Annotated in this window: 2 protein-coding genes; both read left to right on the top strand. The window is 67.2% G+C overall.

What is annotated here, in order from left to right; all coding sequences use genetic code 11:
* Positions 1 to 193 precede the first annotated feature (193 nt).
* Positions 194 to 10738 (top strand): non-ribosomal peptide synthetase, encoded by a 10545-nt coding sequence (locus tag G6N54_RS30695; protein WP_232072900.1) that lies wholly within the window; start codon positions 194 to 196, stop codon positions 10736 to 10738.
* Positions 10660 to 23733 (top strand): non-ribosomal peptide synthetase, encoded by a 13074-nt coding sequence (locus G6N54_RS30690; protein WP_232072899.1) that lies wholly within the window; start codon positions 10660 to 10662, stop codon positions 23731 to 23733. The genes G6N54_RS30695 and G6N54_RS30690 overlap by 79 nt, the downstream gene beginning before the upstream one ends.
* Positions 23734 to 23735: the final 2 nt, after the last annotated feature.

The raw sequence follows: 23735 nt of genomic DNA, 5'->3' as shown, positions 1-23735 counted from the left end.
ACCGGCAGCACCGCCTGGGGCGGGCTCTCGCGGATGTCCCTGCCTGGGGGTAAGCGGTTCACCACGAGGCCTCCGGCGCGGTGGTTTGCACCGGCGTCGCGCGCTCTCGCACCGAGATACGGCCATGGAATATGCGGAAGCCGGAACCGGATAAGGCCTTTAGTGCGTAAGCCTTTTGGGTAGGGGCGATCGGATGGAACTTGACGCCCGTGCCCTTCCGCTGACGCGCCGGCAACTGGACATCTGGCTCGCACAGGAAACGGGACGCTCCGGCACCGACTGGCAGCTCGGTCTCTTCATCAGGATCGAGGGCACTGTCGATCCTGGTTTGCTTAAGCAGGCAATCGGCAAAGCACTGCACGAGGCCGAACCATGCCGCGCCGCGTTCTTCGAAGTGGACGGTCAGGTTTTCCAAAAGGCAATCGATTACCCGGATTTCGATCTCGACTTCCACGATCTCACCGGCTCGCCCGACCCCGTCGGGGAAGCTCGTGAGATTGCGTCGTCGATTCAGCGCACGCCGATGCCGCTCACCGGTCGGCTACTCAAATTCGCTTTATTCCGAACAAAACCCGACGAGTTCTACTGGTCGGCCTGTTGTCATCACATCGTCCTCGACGGATTGGGCATGGGCCTGGTTGGCCGCCGGATTGCGGCCAACTACACCGCAATGGTTTCCGGCACCCCCCTCTCTCCCGCATTCTTCGGCTCCCTGCAGGACTTCGTCCGCAGCGAACTGGAGTACGAGGCCTCGACGGATTACCAGGAAGATCAGACCTATTGGAACGAGAATCTGCCGTCGGAAAGCGGACCGGATTATCGATTGCCGCAATCCACCTCGCGACGAGATCCGAATCAACCGACTCCGCCGGTTCAATTGGACCCGTCCGTCGTCGGCCGCATCAAACAGCTGTCCAAGGCGCTGGGTGTCCGCCGAACCTCGATCATCACGGCAGCGTGTGCACTGTTGGTGCAGGGGTGTAGCAGCGGTTCGGAGGTAGTGCTCGACTTCCCGGTCAGCAGACGAGTGCATCCTGAGTCGAAGACTCTGCCCGGGATGGTTGCCGGGGTGGTGCCCCTAGTGCTGAAGACGTCACCAGGGTCGACGATCGCCGAGTTCTGCAAGCATGTCGACCAGCAAGCACGAGATGCTTTGCGGCATCAGCGTTTTCCGGTGCATATCCTTGGGGATGAGGGCGGCATTCGCGGCGCCGGGCAGGGGGCGAATCGGGTAGTCGTCAATTTCGTCCCGTCCAGGCTCACCCTGAACTTCGCCGGTGTCACCGGGACCGCGACGTACACCAGTTTTGGACCGATAGGTCACTTCGGGCTGTTTTTCGTCGGCGCCGGTGATGAACAGTTCCTCACCACTGCCGGTGCCGGGCAACCGTATTCGAATTTCGACGTCTCGGAGCTCACGCAGCGGTTACAGCGTGTGTTGTCAGCGATGACCGCGGCGCCCGAACGCGCGCTTTCCGCACTGGATCTGCTCGCCGACGACGAACACGTCAGCGTGGATCGGTTGAGCAACCGGACGGTGTTGACGCGGCCCGCGACCGGGGTGTCGATTCCGTCATTGTTCGCCGAACAAGTCGCGCGCACGCCGGATGCGGTAGCCGTGACCGGCGAAGGCGGCACGCTGACCTACCGCGAACTCGACGAGACCGCCAACCGGGTGGCGCACCTGCTCGCCCGACAGGGTGCAGGCCCCGGACAGATTGTGGCGCTGCTCTTTTCGCGATCAGCCGACGCCATTGTCGCGATTTTGGCGGTGTTGAAAACCGGAGCCGCGTACCTGCCGATCGACCCGTCCCACCCGCCGGCGCGGATCGAGTTCATGCTCGCCGATGCGGCGCCGATGGCCGCGCTGACCAACGCCGCGCTCGCCGACCGGCTCGACGGCTACGGCCTGGCGGCGATCGATATCCACGACCGCGCCGTCGACGCTCAACCCGCCACCGCGCCGCGCGGGCCTTCCCCGGACGACGTCGCCCAGATCATCTACACCTCCGGCACCACTGGTGTCCCCAAAGGCGTGGCCGTCACCCACCACAACGTCACCCAGCTGCTCGACTCCCTGGATGCCGGCCTGCCGCCGGGGCAGGCGTGGACCCAGTGCCACTCGTATGCGTTCGACTTCTCGGCGTGGGAGATTTGGGGCGCGCTGCTGCACGGCGGGCGGCTGGTCGTGGTTTCCGAATCGGTGACCGGGTCCCCGGAAGACTTCCAAGCCCTGCTGGCCGCCGAGGGCGTCACCGTGCTCACCCAGACCCCCTCCTCCGTGGTTGCGCTGCACCCGGAGGGTCTTGGGTCGGCGTCGTTGTTGATCGGCGGCGAGGCCTGCCCGGCCGAGGTGGTCGATCGGTGGGCGCCCGGACGCTTGATGATCAACGCCTACGGCCCCACCGAGACCACGATCATGGTCGCGATGAGCGCACCCCTGACCGCGGGGACAGCGGTGCCGATCGGCGCACCGGTATCGACTGCGGCGCTGTTCGTGCTCGACGATTGGCTGCGCCCGGTGCCCGTCGGGGTGGTCGGCGAGCTGTACGTGGCCGGCCGCGGCGTGGGATGCGGGTATGTCGGTCGAGGGTCGTTGACGTCATCGCGTTTTGTGGCCTGCCCCTTCGGGGGGTCCGGCGTGCGGATGTATCGCACCGGGGACCTGGTGCGCTGGGGCGCCCACGGGCAGCTGGAGTATGTCGGGCGCGCCGATGAGCAGGTCAAGATTCGCGGCTACCGCATCGAGATCGGCGAAATCCGTTCTGCCCTAGCACGTTTGGCCGGGGTGGAACAGGCGGCGGTGATATCCCGGGAGGACCACCCCGGAGATAGGCGCTTGGTGGGTTATGTCACGGGGACCGCCGACCCGGCCACGCTGCGCGCGGCGCTGGCGGAGCGGTTGCCGGGCTATATGGTGCCTGTCGCGGTGATGGTGATCGATGCGCTGCCCCTAACGGTCAACGGCAAACTCGACACTCGTGCGCTGCCGGCACCGGACTACCGCGATGCCGAGCACTACCTCGCGCCGGTCACGGCGGTCGAGGAAATTCTGGCCGGAATCTACGCCCGGGTTCTCGGTGTGGACCGGATCGGAACCGAAGAGTCGTTCTTCGATCTGGGCGGTGATTCACTCTCGGCTATGCGGGTGATCGCCGCGGTCAACACCGCGCTCGATGCCGGGCTTTCGGTGCGGGCGTTGTTCGAGGCTCCCACGATCGCGCAGCTGGCTCCGCGCATCGGTACCGAGCACGCACGGCTTCAACCGTTGACGGCCGCGCAGCGGCCTGCGGTGATCCCGCTGTCCTTCGCCCAGTCGCGGTTGTGGTTCTTGGATCAGTTGCAGGGACCGTCGCCGGTGTACAACATCGCGGTGGCCTTACGGCTTTCGGGCCGGCTCGATGTCGACGCGCTGGCCGCCGCGATGGCCGATGTGGTCACCCGCCATCAGAGCCTACGGACGGTGTTCCCCGCGGCGGGGGACACACCGCAGCAACTGGTTATCGATGCCGAACGGGCCGAGTTCGGTTGGCAAATCATCGATTCCGACGACTGGGCGCAGCAACGCCTGGACGAGGCCATCGATGCCACGGTGGCCCACCGGTTCGATTTATCCGCCGAGATCCCGCTTCGTGCAACGCTTTTTCAGCTCGGCGCGGACGAACATCTGCTGGTGGGCGTGGTGCACCATATTGCTGCCGATGGCTGGTCGATCGCCCCGCTGGTGCGTGATCTCGGCGAGGCGTATGCCGCCCGGTGTCTTAGGCAAGAACCAGCATGGGCCGATTTGCCGGTGCAGTACCCCGATTACGCAATCTGGCAGCATGCGCAGTTCGGTGATTTGGACGATCCCGACAGCCCGATCGGCGCCCAACTGGCCTACTGGCGCGACGCGCTGGCCGGCATGCCCGAGCGCATCGCGCTTCCGACCGACCGGCCCTACCCGGCCGTCGCCGATCAGCGCGGCGCCACGCTGATCGTCGAGTGGCCGGGCGAGTTGCAGCAGCGGGTGCGCGAGGTGGCCCGCGAGCATAACGCGACCAGTTTCATGGTGGTGCAGGCCGCCCTTGCGGTGCTCCTGTCGGCGCTCAGCGCCAGCTCCGATGTGGCCGTTGGGTTCCCGATCGCCGGGCGTCGCGATCCTGCGCTTGACGAGCTGGTGGGATTCTTTGTCAATACCCTGGTGCTGCGCGTCGACGTGAGCGGCGACCCGACCGTCGCCGAGCTGCTGGCGCAGGTGCGTCAGCGCAGCCTGGCTGCTTACGAGCACCAAGACGTACCGTTCGAGGTTCTCGTCGAACGGCTCAACCCCACCCGAAGCCTGGCCCATCACCCGCTGGTGCAGGTGATGTTGGGCTGGCAAAACTCACAGCCCGCCGAATTGACGCTCGGCGATGTGCAAGCCACCCCGCTGCCGATCGACACTCACACCGCGCGAGCGGATTTGACTTTCTCGCTCACCGAGGGATTCACCGCGACCGGCGAGCCGGCCGGAATCTCCGGGACGGTGGAGTATCGGACCGACCTGTTCGACGAAAGCAGCATCGCGGCGCTGGCCGATCGGCTGAAGCGGGTCCTGACGGCGATGACATCCGATGCCACGCAGCGGCTTTCCTCGATCCAGCTGTTGGACGCAGAAGAACACGCGCGCCTCGACATCTTGGGTAACCGCGCGATGCTGGCGCTGCCCGCGCCGGTGGCGGTGTCGGTGCCGGAGTTCTTCGGCGAACATGCGCGGCGTACCCCGCACGCGGTAGCCGTTACCTTCGAGTCGCGCTCATTGAGCTATCGCGAACTCGACGAATGCGCCAACCGGCTCGCCCATCTGTTGATCCGCCGGGGCGCCGGTCCCGGGCGGTCCGTCGCGCTGCTGTTTTCACGCTCGGCCGAGGCGGTTGTCGCGATGTTGGCGGTGCTGAAGACGGGGGCGGCGTACTTGCCGATCGATCCGGCCCATCCGGACGCGCGAATCGGGTTCATGCTCGCCGATGCCGCCCCGATCGCGGCGATCACCACCGCGGCGCTGCGGCCACGGCTGCGCGGATGCGACCTTACGGTGATCGACATCGACGACCCCGCCATCGATCTCCAACCCGCGAGTCCGCCTCCGGCGCCGTCGCCCGACGACGTCGCGTACCTGATCTACACCTCGGGCACCACCGGCGTCCCCAAAGGAGTCGCGGTCACCCACCGCAACCTGGCCCACCTGGCGGTGTCGACCCCCAGCCAGCTGCCGGTGACGCAGGTGTGGACGCAATGCCACTCCTACGGCTTCGACTTCTCGGTGTGGGAGATCTGGGCAGCCCTGCTCGGCGGCGGGCGCCTGGTCATCGTCCCCGAGGAGGTGGCCACCTCGCCGCACGACTTCCATGCCTTGCTGGTCGCCGAACACGTCAATGTGCTCACTCAAACCCCCTCGGCCGCAGCGGCATTGACGCCGGAGGGCTTGGAATCGATGTCGTTGCTGCTCGGCGGCGAAGCCTGCACCGCGGACGTGGTAGATCAGTGGGCACCCGGCCGGTTGGTGATCAACGCGTACGGCCCCACCGAGGCCACCGTGTACGCGTCGATGAGCAGCCCGCTGGTGGCAGGGTCGGGCGCCGCGCCCATCGGCGCGCCGGTGACCACCGCGGCCCTGTTCGTCCTGGATCCCTGGCTGCGCCCGGTACCGGCCGGGGTGGTCGGCGAATTGTACGTCACCGGCTCGGGGGTGGCCTGCGGATACCTCGGCCGAGCCGAGTTGACCGGATCGCGATTCGTCGCCTGCCCATACGGCGAATCCGGTGCCCGGATGTATCGCACCGGTGACCTGGTGCGCTGGCGCGCCGATGGGCAACTCGACTACCTGGGCCGGGCCGACGAACAGGTCAAGATCCGTGGCTATCGAATTGAACTCGGCGAAATCCAAGCGGCCCTCGCTGGTCTCGACGGTGTGGACCAAGCCATCGTCATCACACGTGACGACCGCGGTACCACCCGGCTCATCGCCTACGTCACCGGTACCGCCGAGCCGACTGAGCTGAGTTCCGCACTGGCCGAAAGGCTTCCGTCCTACATGGTGCCGTCGGCGATCATCGTCCTCGACGCGCTACCGCTGACGGTCAATGGAAAGCTCGACACCCGCGCATTGCCGATACCCGACTATCACGATGCCGATCACTATCGCGCTCCCACCGATGCCATCGAAGAGATCCTCGCCGGCATCTACGCCCAGGTCCTTGGCCTCGAGCACGTCGGCATCGACGACTCCTTCTTCGACCTGGGTGGCGACAGCATCTTGTCCATGCAAGTGGTTGCCCGGGCAAGGGCGGCCGGCGTGTTGTGCCGGCCACGGGACATCTTCGTCGAGCAGACCGTGGCCCGGCTGGCCCGAGTGGCGGGCGTCGTCAGCGGAGAAGCCGCCATCGACGACGACCCCACCGGCCCGGTGCTGCCCACCCCGATCATGCGCTGGCTGCAGAACGTCGATGGCCCGGTCGAGCAGTTCAACCAGACGGTCGTCGTGCAGGCGCCCGCCGGTGTCAGCGACGCCGACGTGGCAGTCGTGTTGCAGGCCTTGCTGGATCGGCACGCGATGCTGCGGCTGAGCGTCGACGACGAGTGGTCGCCTCGGGCGCTCGAGGCCGGGTCGGTGGACGCGCGCAGCTGTCTTCAGTCCGTACCCGAATTCTCCGACGCGGCGCTGCTCGCAGCACGGCAGCGGTTGAATCCGGCCGCCGCGACCATGGTGAGCGCGCTGTGGGTTACCTCAACATCCCAATTGGTATTGATCGTTCACCACCTGGCCGTGGACGGGGTGTCCTGGCGAATCCTGTTGGAAGACCTGAACATCGCGTGGGCCCAGCATCAGAGCGGCCAGCCGGTGACACTGCCGGCCGCGGGTACCTCGTTCGCCCGGTGGGCGTCGCTGCTCGACGAGCACGCCCGCTCCGCGGCGGTGCTGCGGCACGCCGATGCCTGGCGAAGGGTGGCCGCCGCACCGCGCACACTGCCCGCGCTCCGGCCCGAGCTGGATACCTACGCTAGTGCGGGGCAGTTATCAGCCGAGCTCGATACCGACACGACCCGCATGCTTCTGGGCGAGGTCCCCGCGGCGTTTCATGCCGGCGTTCAAGACATTCTGCTGATCGCATTCGGATTGGCCTGGACAGAATTCCTGGAGACCGACTCGCCCATCGGCATCGATGTCGAGGGCCATGGTCGCCACGACGAACTGGCCGCCAATGTGAACCTGACACGCACGGTGGGCTGGTTTACCACCAAATACCCTGTGGCGCTGAGCATCGGCAACCTGCGTTGGGCGCAGGTGCTCGGCGGTGAGCCCGCATTGGGTGCGGCGGTCAAGGACGCCAAGGAACAGCTGCGCGCGCTGCCGGACGGATTGACCTACGGGCTGCTGCGATACCTCAACCCCGAAGTGGACCTGACCGGGCCGGATCCGGCGATCGGGTTCAACTACCTTGGCCGGCTCGGCGCCGGTGCCGGCGAGCTGTCCGACGACCTGTGGCAGGTCAGCCACGATGGCGTATCGGTGGCAGCGAAGGCCTCGGCGATCCCAATGCCCTTGGGGCACACCGTCGAACTCAACGCCGGCGCCATTGACACCGACACCGGTCCGCGCTTGCAGGCTAGGTGGACGTGGGCGTCATCGGCGCTCGATGCCGAACAGATCAGCCGACTGAACGGGTTGTGGTTCGAAGCACTGGCCGGGATCTGCGCCCACGTACGCCGCGGCGGAGGCGGACTGACGCCATCGGATATCGCCCCGGCCCGCCTGAGCCAGCAGCAGATCGACGAGCTGTGTCGTGACGACCGCGTGGCCGATATCCTGCCGCTCACCCCGCTGCAGCAGGGGCTGCTCTTCCATGCCGCCGCCGCCACCGGCAATGCCGACGACCTATACGCGATGCAGCTGGATCTCACCATTGCCGGTCCGCTGGACCCGGACCGGTTGCGCGACGCCGTGAGCGTGGTGGTCAGCCGGCACCCCAACCTGACCGCGCGTTTCAGCCGGCAGTTCGACGAACCGGTTCAGATCATGCTCGCCAATCCCGTTGTGCCCTGGCGGTATTACGATCTTGAGTCCGAGGCATCGATCCAGCAGGTCTGTGCCAGCGAGCGCGCCGCGGTCTGCGATCTGACCGAACCGCCGGCATTCCGGGTGGCGTTGATCCGCACCGCCAACGACCGGCACCGGTGTGTGCTGACGAATCATCACATCGTGCTCGACGGCTGGTCGCTGCCGATCCTGGCGCGAGAGATCTTCGCGAGCTACTACGGGCAGCGACCACCCGCGCCCGGGACGTATCGACGGTTCGTCGCCTGGCTGACCGACCGCGAGGTCGACGCTGCGCAGGCCGCTTGGCGCGAAGCCTTCGCCGGCTTCGACTCCCCCACGCTGGTGGGTCCGCCGGGCCGCGTCAGGCTCGGACCCCGCGGCGTCGCCGTCTCGACGATGTCGGAACAGGCCACCCACGCCCTGGGCGAGTTAGCTCGTGCGCACCACACCACCGTCAACACGGTGCTACAGGCCGGTTGGGCGCAGGTGCTGATGTGGCTGACCGGCCAGCAAGATGTCGCTTTCGGGACCGCGGTCGCGGGGCGTCCCGCCGAGCTGGCGGGATCCGAGTCGATGGTGGGCCTGTTGATCAACACGGTTCCGGTGCGCGCCACCTGCAGCGCGACCAGCACGACGACCGACCTGCTCGAACAGCTGCACCGCGCCAACAATCACACCTTCGAACACCAGCACCTGGCGCTCACCGAAATCCACCGCGCCACCGGCCACGACCAACTCTTCGACACCCTGTTCGTCTATGAGAACTACCCCATCGACACGTCGACCGTGCTCGCCGAGGGCTTGGCCATCACGGCGATGACCGCCCGCGAATTCAACCACTACCCGCTGACCCTGCAGGCCATGCCCGGCGACGAACTCGGCTTACGCGTCGAATACGACACCGAGATTTTCGACGCACAAACCATCGAGGCGCTGATCAGGCGGCTGCAACGGGTACTGGCGGCGATGGCCGTCGATGCCGCCCAACGGCTTTCGGCGATCCCACTACTGGAGGGCGCCGAGCAAGCGCAGCTTGACGAGATCGGCAACCGGGGCGCCCTGACCCGGCCGGCCACGCGGGCATCGGTGCCGGAACTGTTCACCGCGCAGGCCGCGTGTACGCCCGATGCGATAGCGATCACCTGCGACGGCCGCTCGATCAGCTATCGTGAGCTCGACCAGTCCGCCAACCGGGTGGCGCACCTGCTGGCCTGCGAGGGCGCCGGTGCGGGACAGTCTGTGGCGCTGCTGTTTTCGCGCTCACCCGACGCCATCGTCGCGATGCTGGCGGTGCTCAAGACCGGGGCGGCATATCTCGCGATCGATCCGGCCCATCCCGGCGCCCGCGTCGCGTTCATGCTCGCCGATGCCGCGCCGATCGCCGCATTGACCACCGCGGAACTGCGGCCGCGTCTGCGCGGGCAAGACCTACGGATCATCGACATCGATGATCCGTACGTCGATCTCCAATCCGCCAGTCCACCGGAAGTGACACCGTCGCCGGACGAGATCGCGTACCTGATCTACACCTCCGGCACCACCGGCGTCCCCAAAGGTGTTGCGGTCACTCATCGCAACCTGGCCCACCTGGCCGAATCGGCACCCGCTGCGCTGCCCGCGGCGCAGGTGTGGACGCAATGCCACTCCTACGGCTTCGACTTCTCGGTGTGGGAGATTTGGGCCGCGCTGCTCGGGGGTGCCCGCCTGGTGGTGGTATCCGAAGCGGTGGCCAGCTCGCCGCAGGACTTCCACACTCTGCTGGTGCGTGAACAGGTCAATGTGCTGACCCAAACTCCCTCGGCCGCAGCGGCGTTGCCCCCGCAGGGATTGGAGTCGGTCGCGGTGTTGCTGGGCGGGGAAGCCTGCCCCGGCGAGGTGGTCGATCAGTGGGCATCCGGCCGCGTCGTGATCAACGCCTACGGCCCCACCGAAGCCACCGTGTATGCCTCGCTGAGTGCGCCGCTGGTACCGGGCACCGCCGTCGTGCCGATCGGCGCACCGGTATCCACCGCGGCGCTGTTCGTGCTCGACGGTTGGTTGCGTCCGGTGCCCCCCGGTGTGGTCGGCGAATTGTATGTGGCCGGCGCCGGGGTGGCGTGCGGATATCTCGGCCGCTGCGATTTGACCGCGTCCCGATTCATCGCCTGCCCTTACGGGGAGCCCGGGGCTCGCATGTATCGCACCGGCGACCTGGTGCGTTGGCGCGCCGACGATCAACTCGACTATCTGGGCCGCGCCGATGATCAGGTCAAGATTCGCGGTTACCGCATCGAACTCGGCGAAATCCAAACGGCGCTCGCCAGTCTTGACGGCGTCGAGCAGGCGGTGGTCATCACCCGCGAGGACCGCCCCGGCACCAAACGACTCGTCGGCTACGTCACCGGATCTGCGGACACGTCCGCGCTGCGCAGCGCGTTGGTCGAGCGGCTGCCGTCTTATATGGTGCCGGCGCGCTGGTCACTCTGGAGGCGCTCCCGCGCACGCCCAACGACAAACTCGACGTCCGTGCCCTGCCGGCGCCCGAATATCAAGGCATTGGCGGTGATTACCGCGCCCCGGCCACCGCGATCGAGGAGATCCTCGCCGGCATCTACGCGCAGGTGCTCGGTGTCGAACAGGTTGGCGTCGACGACTCCTTCTTCGACCTCGGCGGCGACTCGCTGTTGGCGATGCGGCTGATCGCCACGATCAACTCCGGCCTCGACGCGGGCCTGCAAGTGCACACCCTGTTCGACGCACCCACGATCGCCCGGTTGGCGCCGCGCATCGGCAGCGGCCGTGGGTGGCTGGAACCGTTGGCGGCGGGCAAGCGGCCCGCCGTGCTGCCGTTATCCTTTGCCCAATCCCGATTGTGGTTCCTCGATCAACTGCAAGGGCCGTCGCCGGTCTACAACATGGCGGTCGCATTGCGGCTGACCGGAAGGCTTGACATCGGCGCGCTGGGCGCCGCGATCGCCGACGTTGTCACCCGTCATGAGAGTCTGCGCACCCTGTTCGTGGCACCCGAAGGCGTCCCCCAGCAGGTGGTGGTCGAACCGGAGCAAGCCGAGTTCGGTTGGCAGGTAGTGGATTCCAGGCATTGGTCCGCGGCCAAGCAAGACGCGGCGATCGAGGCCGCGACACGCTACACCTTCGATCTGACCAGCGAGATTCCATTACGGGCAACACTTTTCCGTTTCTCCAGAAATGAGCATGTCCTGGTGGGGGTGGTGCACCACATCGCGGCCGACGGCTCGTCGGTCGCTCCGTTGGTGCGCGATCTGGGCGAGGCGTATGCGGCGCGGTGTGCGGGAGCGGCACCGCGCTGGACGCAATTGCCGGTGCAATACCCGGATTACACGCTGTGGCAGCACAAGCAGTTCGGTCGTCTCGACGACGCCGACAGCCCCATCGCCGCCCAGCTGTCCTACTGGGAAGCCGCCCTGGCCGGAATCCCAGAGCGACTGACGCTTCCCACCGATCGGCCCTACCCGGCGGTGGCGAACCAGCATGGCGCCTCCATGGCCATCGAGTGGCCCGCCGAATTGCAGCAGCGGGTGCGCGCGCTGGCCCGCGAGCACAACGCGACCAGCTTCATGGTGGTCCAGGCGGCCTTGGCGGTTCTGCTCTCGGCCGTTGGAGCCAGTTCCGACGTGGCCGTGGGCTTCCCGATCGCCGGACGTCGCGACGCGGCACTCGATGAGTTGGTCGGCTTCTTCGTCAACACTCTGGTGCTACGCGTCGAGGTCGATGGCGATCCCACCGTGACCGAGCTGTTGGCCCAGGTCCGGGAGCGCAGCCTGGCCGCCTACGAGCACCAAGACGTCCCCTTCGAAGTCCTCGTCGAACGCCTCAACCCCACCCGCAGCCTCACCCATCACCCGCTGGTTCAAGTGATGCTGGGCTGGCAAAACCTCCACGGTGACGACCCCGCATCCGGGCTGGCACTGGGTGACGTGCAGGTCACCCCGCTGCCGATTGACACCCACACCGCGCGAATGGATTTGGCGTTCTCTCTGGTCGAACGTTGGTCCCGCGCCGGCGAGCCCGCCGGGATCTCCGGGACGGTGGAATACCGCACCGACGTGTTCGACGCCGACAGCATCGCCACCCTGGTCCAGCGCTTGGAACGGGTGCTCGAAGCGCTCACCGAAAGCCCCAGCCAGCGGTGCTCCTCGATCCGATTGTTGGACGCAAGCGAGCGGGCCCGCCTCGACGAGATCGGCAACCGAGCGGTACTGACCCGGCCCACCGCGACCGCGAAGTCGGTCCCGGCGCTGTTCGCCGAACACGTCACCCGAGCGCCCGAGGCGGTGGCGATCACCTTCGAGACCCGCTCGCTGACCTACCGCGACCTCGATGAGGCCTCGAACCGGTTGGCGCACTTGCTGACCGCCAACGGCGTGCGGGCCGGACAGTGTGTCGTGCTGGTGATGCAGCGATCGGCCGACGCGATCGTCGCGATGCTGGCGGTGCTCAAGGCGGGCGCAGCCTACCTGGCGATCGACCCCACGCTGCCCGACGCGCGCATCAATTTCATGCTCACCGACGCCGCACCGACCGCCGCGATCACCACCCGGCAGCTGCACCCCCGGCTGGACGGGCACCAACTTGCGGTGATCATCAGCGACGACCCCGCCGTGGAAACCCAGCCCGTCACCGCACTACCGGTCCCGTCCGGAGACGAGATCGCCTACCTCGTCTACACATCCGGCACCACCGGGACCCCCAAAGGCGTTGCGGTCACGCACCGTAACCTGGCGCACCTGGCTCAGTCGACGCCCCGAGAGCTACCGAACCCGCAGGTGTGGACACAATGCCACTCGTATGCGTTCGACTTCTCGGTATGGGAGATCTGGGCCGCACTGCTCGGCGGCGCACGACTGGTGGTGGTGCCCGAGGCGGTGACGGCCTCACCCGAAGATTTCCACACCCTGTTGGTACGCGAACAGGTCAACGTGCTGACCCAAACCCCTTCCGCTGTAGTGGCATTGGCCCCGCAGCGGCTGGAGTCGACGGCGCTGCTGCTGGGTGGGGAGCCCTGCCCGGCCGAGGTGGTGCGGCAATGGGCGAACGGCCGCGTGGTGATCAATGCCTACGGCCCCAGCGAGGCCACCGTGTACGCGTCGATGAGCGCACCGTTGACGCCGCGCACGGCCGTGGTGCCGATCGGCGCGCCGGTGTCGACGGCGGCGCTGTTCGTCCTCGATGGCTGGTTGCGCCCGGCGCCCATCGGTGTGGTCGGCGAGTTGTACATCGCCGGTGATGGGGTGGCGTGCGGATACCTGGGGCGAGCCGCGCTGACCGCGTCACGATTCGGCGCCTGCCCGTTCGCGGGGGCGGGATCATCTGGACAAAGAATGTATCGCACCGGCGACTTGGTGCGCTGGCGGGCCGACGGGCAGCTGGACTACATCGGGCGGGCCGACGAGCAGGTCAAGATCCGCGGCTATCGTATCGAGCTCGGCGAAATTCGTTCAGCGCTAGCCGGTTTGACCGGTGTGGATCAGGCGGTGGTGGTCACCCGCGAAGACCGCCCCGGCGCCGCCCGCCTGGTCGGCTACATCACGGGCTCCGCCGATCCCGCCAAGATACGCGCGGCGCTGGCCGATCTGCTACCACCGTACATGGTCCCGTCGGCCGTGGTGGGAATCGAGGCACTGCCACTGACGGTCAATGGGAAACTCGACATCCGCGCCTTGCCCGCGCCGGAATATCGCGAGGGCGATCACTATCGCGCCCCCGGCACCGCGACCGAGGAGATCCTGGCCACGATCTACGCGCAAGTCCTGGGCGTCGAGCGGGTCGGAATCGACGACTCCTTCTTCGATCTGGGCGGCGACAGCATTTTGTCGATGCAGGTGGTCGCGCGGGCCCGGGCCGCCGGTGTGTTGTGCCGTCCGCGCGATATTTTCGTCGAGCAGACCGTGGCGCGGCTCGCCCAGGTCGCCAGTGTGGCGAGCGACAACGCGGTCGCCGACGAAGGAATCGGGCCGGCGGTGACCACCCCGATCATGCGCTGGCTACTGAACAGCGACCGCCCGGTCGACGATTTCAACCAGGCGATGGTGATTCAAGCACCCGCCGCGGTGACCGAAGACGCCGTGGTGGTGGTTCTGCAGGCGCTGCTGGATCGGCACGCCATGCTGCGGCTGCGCGTCGACAACGACGAGTCGTTGCAGGTGCCCGAGGTCGGCTCGGTGGATGCCCGCGCGTGCCTGATCACCGTGGACGCGCTGTCCGAAGCGGCGCTGGCCGCGGCCCGGGCGCGGTTGAACCCGGCCACCGGGACGATGCTCAGCGCGGTGTGGGCCACCTCCACCGGTCAGCTGATGCTGATCATCCACCACCTGGCCGTCGACGCGGTATCCTGGCGAATTCTTTTGGAGGACATCAACATCGCCTGGGGTCAGCTGCACAACGGGCAGCCGATCGCGCTCCCCGCCGGCGGAACATCGTTCGCCCGGTGGTCGGCACTGCTGGCCGAACACGCCCGCGCCGCGAAGGTCGTCGAGCACGCCGCGACCTGGAGGCGCATGACGGCCGTTCCGCCGGCGCTGCCCGCGCCCAACCCCGAGCTCGACACCTATGCCAGTGCCGGTCAGATGTCGGTGCAGCTGGATGCCGACACCACCCGAATGCTGCTGGGCGAGGTACCCGCCGCGTTTCACGCCGGCGTGCAGGACATTCTGTTGATCGCGTTCGGGTTGGCGTGGGCGGAATTCCTGGACACCGACAGTGAGCAGATCTGCATCGACGTCGAAGGCCACGGCCGCCACGAGGAACTGGCCGGCGATATCGACCTGTCGCGCACCGTCGGTTGGTTCACCACCAAATACCCAGTGGCACTGAGTGTTTCCGGCTTGAACTGGGCACAGGTGCTCGCTGGCGAATCGGCGCTGGGTGCGCTGGTCAAAAAGGCCAAGGAGCAGCTGCGCGCCCTGCCCGACGGACTGACCTACGGACTGCTGCGCTACCTCAACCCCGAGGTCGAGCTCATCGGCGCCGACCCGGCGATCGGGTTCAACTATCTCGGAAGGCTCGGCGGCACGGCCGAACTCTCCGACGAGCTGTGGCAGATCAGCCAGGACGGCCTCTCGATGGCCGCGGCATCCTCGGCCATCCCAATGCCGTTGGGACACACGGTCGAACTCAACGCCAGCACGCTCGACACCGACGCCGGCCCCCGCCTGAACGCCACCTGGACCTGGGCACCCTCGACCATCGACGGACCGCAGATCGGCCGGCTCAGCCAATTGTGGTTCGACGCCCTGACCGGAATCTGCGCTCACGTCCAACACGGCGGAGGCGGACTCACCCCGTCCGACATCCTCCCGGCCCACCTGACCCAGCAACAGATCGACGAGCTGTGCCAACAGGGCTACATCGCCGACATCTTGCCGCTCACCCCGCTGCAGCAGGGACTGCTGTTCCACGCCAACACAATCCACGGCGACACCGACGACGTCTACGCGATGCAGCTGGCCATCACCGTGACCGGCCCGCTGGAGCCCGACCGGCTGCGCCGGGCCGTGCATGCCGTGGTCGGGCGGCACCCGAACCTGGCCGCCCGATTCTGCCGCCAATTCGACGAACCGATCCAGGTCATCCCGGCCGATCCGGAGCCGGCGTGGCAGTACATCGAACTCGGCGACGATGCGCAGTCGGTCGAGCGGATAGCAGCCGCCGAACGCGCCGCGGTCTGCGATCTGACACAGCCCCCGGCATTCCGGGTCGCCCTGATCCGCACCGCCAACGACCGTCATCGCCTGGTGCTGACCAATCACCACATCGTGCTCGACGGCTGGTCGCTGCCGATCCTGGCGCAGGAAATCTTCGCCGGCTATTTCGGGCACCGGCTCCCCGCATCCCCGCCCTACCGGCGGTTCGTCACCTGGCTGGCCGAACGAGACATCGACTGCGCGCGGGAAGCCTGGCGAGAAGCGTTCGCGGACTTCGCGATTCCCACCATGGTGGGCCCGCCGGCCCGAATCGGGTTGGGGCGACGCGGAGTACAGACGTCTCGCGTCAGCCAACCGTTGACACAGTCGCTGAGCGACCTGGCCCGCGCACATCACACCACCCTCAACACCGTGCTGCAGGTCGGCTGGGCGCAGCTGCTGATGTGGCTGACCGGCCAGCACGATGTCGCGTTCGGCACCGCGGTCTCCGGTCGTCCCACCGAGCTTCCCGGAGCCGATTCGATGGTGGGCCTGCTGATCAACACCGTCCCGGTGCGGGCCCACTGCACGCCGCTGACCACGACCGCCGACCTGCTCGACCAACTGCACCGCGCCAACAACCACACCCTCGAGCATCAGCACCTGGCGCTATCCGAGATCCACCGTGTCACGGGCCACGACCAACTCTTCGACACGTTGTTCGTGTTCGAGAACTACCCCGTCGATGCCGCCAACCTGGCCGGCATCGACGGGCTGGCCATCACCGAGATGACGGCGCGCGAATACAACCACTACCCGCTGACGCTGCAGGCCATGCCCGGCAACGAGCTTGGTCTGCGGGTCGAATACAACACCGACGTGTTCGCCGCGGACAGCATCGACATGCTCATTCTGCAACTGCACGACGTCCTGCTGGCGATGATCACCGAGCCCACCCGCAGGTTGTCGTCGATTGAGCTGTTGGACTCCGACGAGCGGGCGCTGATGGATGAGGTCGGTAACCGCGCGGCGTTGACCCGCCGCGCGCCCGCGCCGGTGTCGATTCCGGAGTTGTTCGCCGAGCACGTGCAGCGCGACCCGGACGCGGTCGCCGTCAGCTTCCAGGGAGGCTCACACACCTATCGTGAACTGGATGAGGCCGCCAACCGGTTGGCGCACCTGCTGGCCAGCCAGGGGGCCGCTCCGGGACAGTCTGTGGCGCTGCTGTTTTCGCGCTCACCCACGGCGATCATCGCCATGCTCGCGGTGCTCAAGACCGGCGCGGCCTATCTGGCGCTCGACCCGGCACTGCCCGACGAGCGGATCGCGCTCATGCTCGCCGACGCGGCGCCGATCACCGCGCTGACCGTAGCCGATCTGCGTCCGCGACTAGACGGATACCAGCTAGGGGTCGTCGACGCCGACGACCCCGGCTTGGGCACCCGGCCCGTCACCGCCCCGCCGCCACCCTCGCCCGACGATATCGCGTACCTGATCTACACCTCGGGCACCACCGGTGTCCCCAAAGGCGTTGCCGTCACCCATCGCAATCTGGCACACCTGGCCAGTTCGACACCCACGCATCTGCCGCTGGCGCAGGTGTGGACACAATGCCACTCCTACGGCTTCGACTTCTCGGTGTGGGAGATCTGGGCCGCTCTGCTCGGCGGCGGGCGACTGGTCGTGGTGCCGGAGTCGGTCACCGCGTCCCCCGGCGACTTCCACCGGCTGCTGATCAGCGAAGGCGTCACCGTCCTGACTCAAACTCCCTCAGCCGCAGCTGCGTTGACGCCGAGCCAATTGGATTCGGTGGCGGTGCTGCTGGGCGGGGAAGCCTGCCCCGCCGATGTCGTCGATCAGTGGGCGGATGGCCGCGTGGTGATCAACGCCTACGGTCCCACCGAAGTCACGGTCTACGCCTCGATGAGCGCGCCGCTCACCGCGGGGTCGGGAGCGGCGCCCATCGGTGGGCCGGTCCCGACCGCGGCACTGTTCGTGCTTGACGACTGGCTGCGCCCGGTCCCCATCGGGGTGGTCGGCGAGTTGTATGTCGCCGGAGACGGTGTGGCATCCGGATACCTGCGCCGCTCGGCGCTGACCGCGTCGCGGTTTGTGGCGTGCCCGTTCGGCGAGCGAGGCGCCCGGATGTATCGCACCGGCGACCTGGTGCGCTGGCATCCCGATGGGCAGCTGGACTACGTGGGGCGTGCCGACGAGCAGGTCAAGATCCGCGGCTACCGCATCGAACTCGGTGAAATCCAAACGGCCCTAGCCGGTTTGGACGGCGTCGAACAAGCGGCGGCCATCACCCGCGAAGACGCGACGGGCGCCACCCGCGTATTCGGGTACGTCACCGGAGCGGCCGACCCGGCCGAGCTGCGAAACGCGTTGGCCGACAAGCTACCTGCCTACATGATCCCCGGCGCCATCGTGGTGCTCGAGACCCTGCCGCTGACGACAAACGGCAAACTCGACGTTCGCGCGTTGCCCGCGCCGGACTACCACGCCGCCGGCGATTACCGCGCCCCGGCCAACGCGAAAGAAGAAATCCTGGCGGGCATCTACACCCAGGTCCTCGGACTCGAGCGCGTCGGGACCGACGAGTCGTTCTTCGACCTCGGCGGCGATTCCCTCTCGGCGATGCGGCTGATCACCGCCATCAACTCCGCTCTCGACGCGGACCTCGAAGTACACACCCTGTTCGACGCACCCACCATCGCCCGGCTGGCGCCCCGCATCGGCACCGACCCTGCCGGCCGGCGTAAGCCGCTGATCGCGGGCCAGCGGCCGGCACTGGTACCGCTGTCGTTCGCCCAATCCCGGCTATGGTTCCCCTACCGGTTCGAGGGCGGGGTGGCGACCTACAATATGCCGACGGCATTCCGGATCAACGGCGCACTGGACATCGAGGCGCTCGACGCGGCCCTCGACGACGTCATCGCCCGCCACGAATCGCTGCGCACCATCTTCGTCGAGATCGACGGCGTGCCGTACCAGGAGGTGCTGCCGGCCGAGCCCGGAATGTGGCGCCGCGGGCGGGACGCGGTGGTACCGCTGGCGCGACACCACATGGTCTCCGAAATGGTGGCACTGGCGAAATACCGGTTCGATCTGTCATCCGAGATCCCGATCCGTGCGCAGATCTACTCGGTGACGCCCGAGGAGTATTACGTCGGGATTGTGGTGCACCACATCGCGTTTGACGGTTGGTCACTGGCGCCGATGGCCCGGGATATCAGCGAGGCGTACCGCACTCGACGGCAGCGCCGTGATCCACAACAGCCGCCGTTGCCGGTCCAGTACGTCGACTACACCCTTTGGCAACGCAAACAATTCGGTGAGCTGGCCGACGCCGACAGCCCGATCGCCGCCCAGCTGGCCTACTGGGAACACGCGCTAGCCGGGATGCCCGAGCAGTTGCAGCTGCCCACCGATCGGCCCTACCCGCTGGTCGCCGACTACCGCGGCTCCAACGTCGCGCTGCAGTGGCCCGCCGAATTGCAACACCGAATCCGGAAGATCGCCCGGGAGCACAACGCGACCAGCTTCATGGTGGTGCAGGCCGCTTTGGCGGTTTTGCTATCGGCGGTCAGCGCGAGTTCCGATGTGGCGGTGGGCTTTCCGATCGCCGGGCGCCGTGACCTCGCACTCGATGAGCTGGTCGGCTTCTTCGTCAACACCCTGGTGCTGCGCGTCGACGTGGCGGGCGATCCGACGTTCGCCGAGCTGCTGGCGCAGGTGCGTCGGCGCAGCCTGGCCGCCTACGAGCATCAGGACGTCCCGTTCGAAGTCCTGGTGGAGCGGATCAACCCCACCCGCTCCCTGACTCATCACCCGCTGATCCAGGTGATGCTGGCCTGGCAGAGCGCCCCAGGACACCGGGTCGATCCCGACAGCGGATTGGTCCTGGATGATCTGCACGTCACCCAGCTGCCCATGCACACCCAAACCGCCCGAATGGATTTGGTGTTCCACCTGGCCGAACACTGGGGTGATACAGGTGAACCCACCGGGATCGGCGGGACGGTCGAATATCGCACCGACGTGTTCGACGCGGCCACCATCAGCGCGTTGGTCGAACGACTGCAGCGGGTACTGGTGGCCATGACCACCGACACCACCCGGCGGGTGTCGTCGGCGGATCTGCTCGAGGTCGACGAGTATGCGCGTCTGGATGATTGGGGCAACCGGGCGGTGTTGTCTCTGCCCGCGCCGCCGGCCGCGTCGATTCCGGGGCGGTGGGCCGAGCAGGTGGCACGCACCCCCCGGGCGCTGGCGGTGACCTTCGCGGGGCTGTCGATGACCTATCGGGAACTCGACGAGGACGCGAACCGGTTGGCATATCTGTTGACCGCGCACGGGGCCGGACCGGGACAGGCTGTAGCACTGCTGTTTACCCGTTCCACCGAGGCGATCATCGCGATCCTGGCGGTGCTGAAGACCGGGGCGGCCTACCTGGCGATCGACCCGACCTACCCCGACGCCCGGATCGGATTCATGATTGCCGATGCCAAGCCGGTCGCGGCGATCACCACTGCCGCGCTCTGCGATCGGCTGGACGGGTACGACCTGGCAGTCGTATCGGTCGACGACCCGCGCCTCTCCGGGTACCCGTGCAGTCCACTGCCGACGCCGGACCCCGACGACATCGCCTACCTGATCTACACATCGGGGACCACCGGCACTCCGAAGGGCGTGGCCGTCCCGCACCGCAATGTGACCCAGCTGCTGTACTCGCTGGAGGGCGAGCTGGAGATGGAACAGGTATGGACGCAATGCCATTCGCTGGCCTTCGACTTCTCCGTGTGGGAGATCTGGGGTGCGTTGTTGCATGGCGGGCGGTTGGTGGTGGTGCCCGAATCGGTGGCCCGGTCGCCCGAGGACTTCCACGCCCTACTGGTCGCCGAAGATGTCGGCGTGCTGAGCCGTACCCCGACGGCGTTCTATGCGCTGCAAACGGCCGACGCGCTACAGCCCGACCTTGCCAGAAAGCTAAACCTGCGCACCGTGGTGTTCGGCGGTGAAGCCCTCGAGCCACAACGCCTTCGGACGTGGCTGCAACGCCATCCCGGGTCGCCGCGTCTGATCAACATGTACGGCATCACCGAGACGACGGTGCACGCGTCGTTCCGCGAGCTCGTCGACGGGGATGTCGACAGCACGGTCAGCCCCATCGGCGGCCCGCTGGCACATCTGGCGTTCTTCGTGCTGGACAAGTGGTTACGGCAGGTGCCGGCCGGCGTGATCGGTGAGTTGTACGTGGCCGGCGCCGGGCTGGCGAACGGATACGTGCGCCGGGCGGACCTGACCGCGTCGCGGTTCCTGGCCTGCCCCTTCGGTGGACCGGGTGCGCGCATGTACCGCACCGGGGATCTGGTGTCCTGGGGCACCGACGGGCAGTTGCGTTATGTCGGGCGCGCCGACGAGCAGGTCAAGATCCGCGGCTACCGCATCGAACTCGGCGAAATCGAAAGCGCCCTACTGGCCTGCCCGGAGGTCACCCAGGCCGTCACCACCGTGCATCATGGCAATGCCGGTGAGACCCTCGTTGCCTACATCACGCTGCGGCGCGCCAGCACCGCCGACCACGACGCCGAGATCGTCGGACAGTGGCAGGGCGTGTACGACGACCTGTACGACGGACGCGACGGCGTACCGGAATTCGGCATGGACTTCCGGGGCTGGAACAGCAGCTACACCGGCGAACCGATTCCGCTCGAGGAGATGTTCGAGTGGCGGGCAGCCACGGTCAATCGGATCATGGCGCTGCGGCCCCGGCGCGTTCTGGAGATCGGCGCCGGTTCCGGGCTGCTGCTGTCGCAGATCGCGCCGCAGTGTGAGCGCTATGTCGCCACCGACATGTCGGCGGTGGCCATCGACAACCTCGCGCGTTCGCTGGAACGGTTGCAGATCTCCTGGCGCGATCGGGTCCAGCTGCTGACCCATCCCGCCCACGTCACCGAGGGACTGCCGCGGGGTTACTTCGACACCATCGTCGTCAACTCGGTCGTTCAGTACTTCCCGAACGCGGCATACCTGGCCGACCTGATCGACAGCGCCATGGAGCTGCTCGCCCCGGGTGGGGCGGTGTTCCTCGGCGACATCCGTAACCACACCCTGCAGGACGCCTTCCAAACCGGGGTTGCCCTCGCCCGCACCACCACCGCCGATGCCGCCGAGATCCGCCAGCGGGTCCACCGCGCCGTGGTCAGCGAGCCCGAATTACTCTTGGCGCCAGACTTTTTCATCACCTGGGCCGACCGCCACTCGTCGGCGGCCGGACTCGACATCCAAGTCAAACGCGGACTGGCGGACAACGAGCTCAACCGGTACCGCTACGACGTCGTCATCCGCAAGACCCCGACGCCGGTACGGTCCATGGCCACCGCACCCGCCTGGACGTGGACCGAATGTGCCGGACTGCTGGGCCTGCACGCCAGGCTGTCCTCGTTGCGTCCCCCGACGGTGCGCGTCGCGGGGATCCCGCGCGCGGGGCTGGTCGCCGACGTCCGCATCGAACACGCCCTCGCCGACGGCCTGCCCCTGGCCGATGCGCTGATCCCGCCTGCGACGGCCCCCGACAGCGTCACTCCCGAACAGCTGCACCGCCTCGGTGAAAACGCCGGTTACCACGTCGCGGTAACCTGGGGCGCGCAACCCGGCACCCTCGACGCCGTCTTCCTGATCTCCGGTAGCCCCGCGCTGACCGACCTCTATCTGCCCCGGGCCGAGACGCATCAGCGCGGCGCCCACGCCAACAACCCCAACACCAACATCGAGATCACCGCGGTGCGCCAGCGGTTGGCCGCGCGGTTGCCGGAGTACATGGTGCCGGCGCAGGTTGTGGTGCTCGAGGAGTTTCCGTTGACCTCGTCGGGCAAGATCGACAGCAAGGCGCTGCCGGCTCCGGTGTTCGCCGCCACACCATTCCAGCCGCCGCAATCCGAAACCGAGCAGATCATCGCCGGCATCTACGCGCAGGTGCTCGGAATCGAGCGGGTCGGGGTCGACGACTCCTTCTTCGATCTCGGTGGCGATTCGCTTTCGGCGATGCGGGTGATCGCCGCGGTCAACGCCGCCCTCGATGTGCACCTTCCGGTGCGCGCCATGTTCTACGCCCCGTCGGTCAGAAATCTCAGCGAACAGCTGGGCACGCAGGACAGCGCCGCTGAGGTGGTCGGTGTCGAGGTGTTCCAGGAAGGCACCGGCGCCCCGTTGTGCTGCATTCACGACGGCCTCGGTCTGAGCTGGTCGTATCGCGCGCTGGGTGAGTACGTCGATTGCCCGATCATCGGGATCAACCAGATTTCGCAGGACGGCGAAGCCGAGCCGGTCTCGATTCGCGGCATGGCGGCAAACTACGCGGACCGTATCCAGGCCCGCTATCCCGACGGGCCGTACCAGCTTCTCGGCTGGTCTTTCGGCGGCGTCGTCGCCCACGAACTCGCAATCGAACTGCAGCGACGCGGATGCGTGGTCCAGAGCCTGGTACTCATCGACCCGGTATTCAGCGCCGGCAAGTTCATCGCGAAACTGAACGCCAACCGGGCCGCGGCAAAGAATCAGACGCTGGACGAAGGTCCGATCCTGGAACACCTTTTGCGGACCAACCGGATCGACCTTCCCGAGCAGTCAGAGCCACTGGACTACCGGCGGGCCGAGGAACTGGTGCAACAGCACGGGGTTGATTTCCCGCTGCCACCCCGACAGCTCCTCGAGCTCATGGTGCACAGCGTCAAGACCAATCAGCTGCATCTGCTCGACCATGTGCCCGGTGTGTTCGACGGCGACACGGTCATCTTCGCCGCGGCCCGGGGCAGAACCGAGAACGGCCGCGCAAGGACACGGTGGCGCGGACTGCGCACCGGCCGGGCGGCGCGCTCCCAGCAGCGGCTGTGGCGGCCGTATGTCGCCGGGGAGATCGCCACCTACTCGGTCGACAGCACGCACCTCGAGATGCTGACCGCCGAAACGCTGCGCGCGTACGGCGAACAACTCCGGCTGTACCTGTACAGCAGGGTGACGCTGCGCTGAGG

Origin of the sequence: Mycobacterium stomatepiae (assembly GCF_010731715.1) — a bacterium.
In the GTDB taxonomy this organism is placed as follows: Bacteria; Actinomycetota; Actinomycetes; order Mycobacteriales; family Mycobacteriaceae; genus Mycobacterium; species Mycobacterium stomatepiae.
The sequence above is the reverse complement of the archived record's forward strand: the minus strand, read 5'-3'. Positions and strand labels throughout refer to the sequence as shown.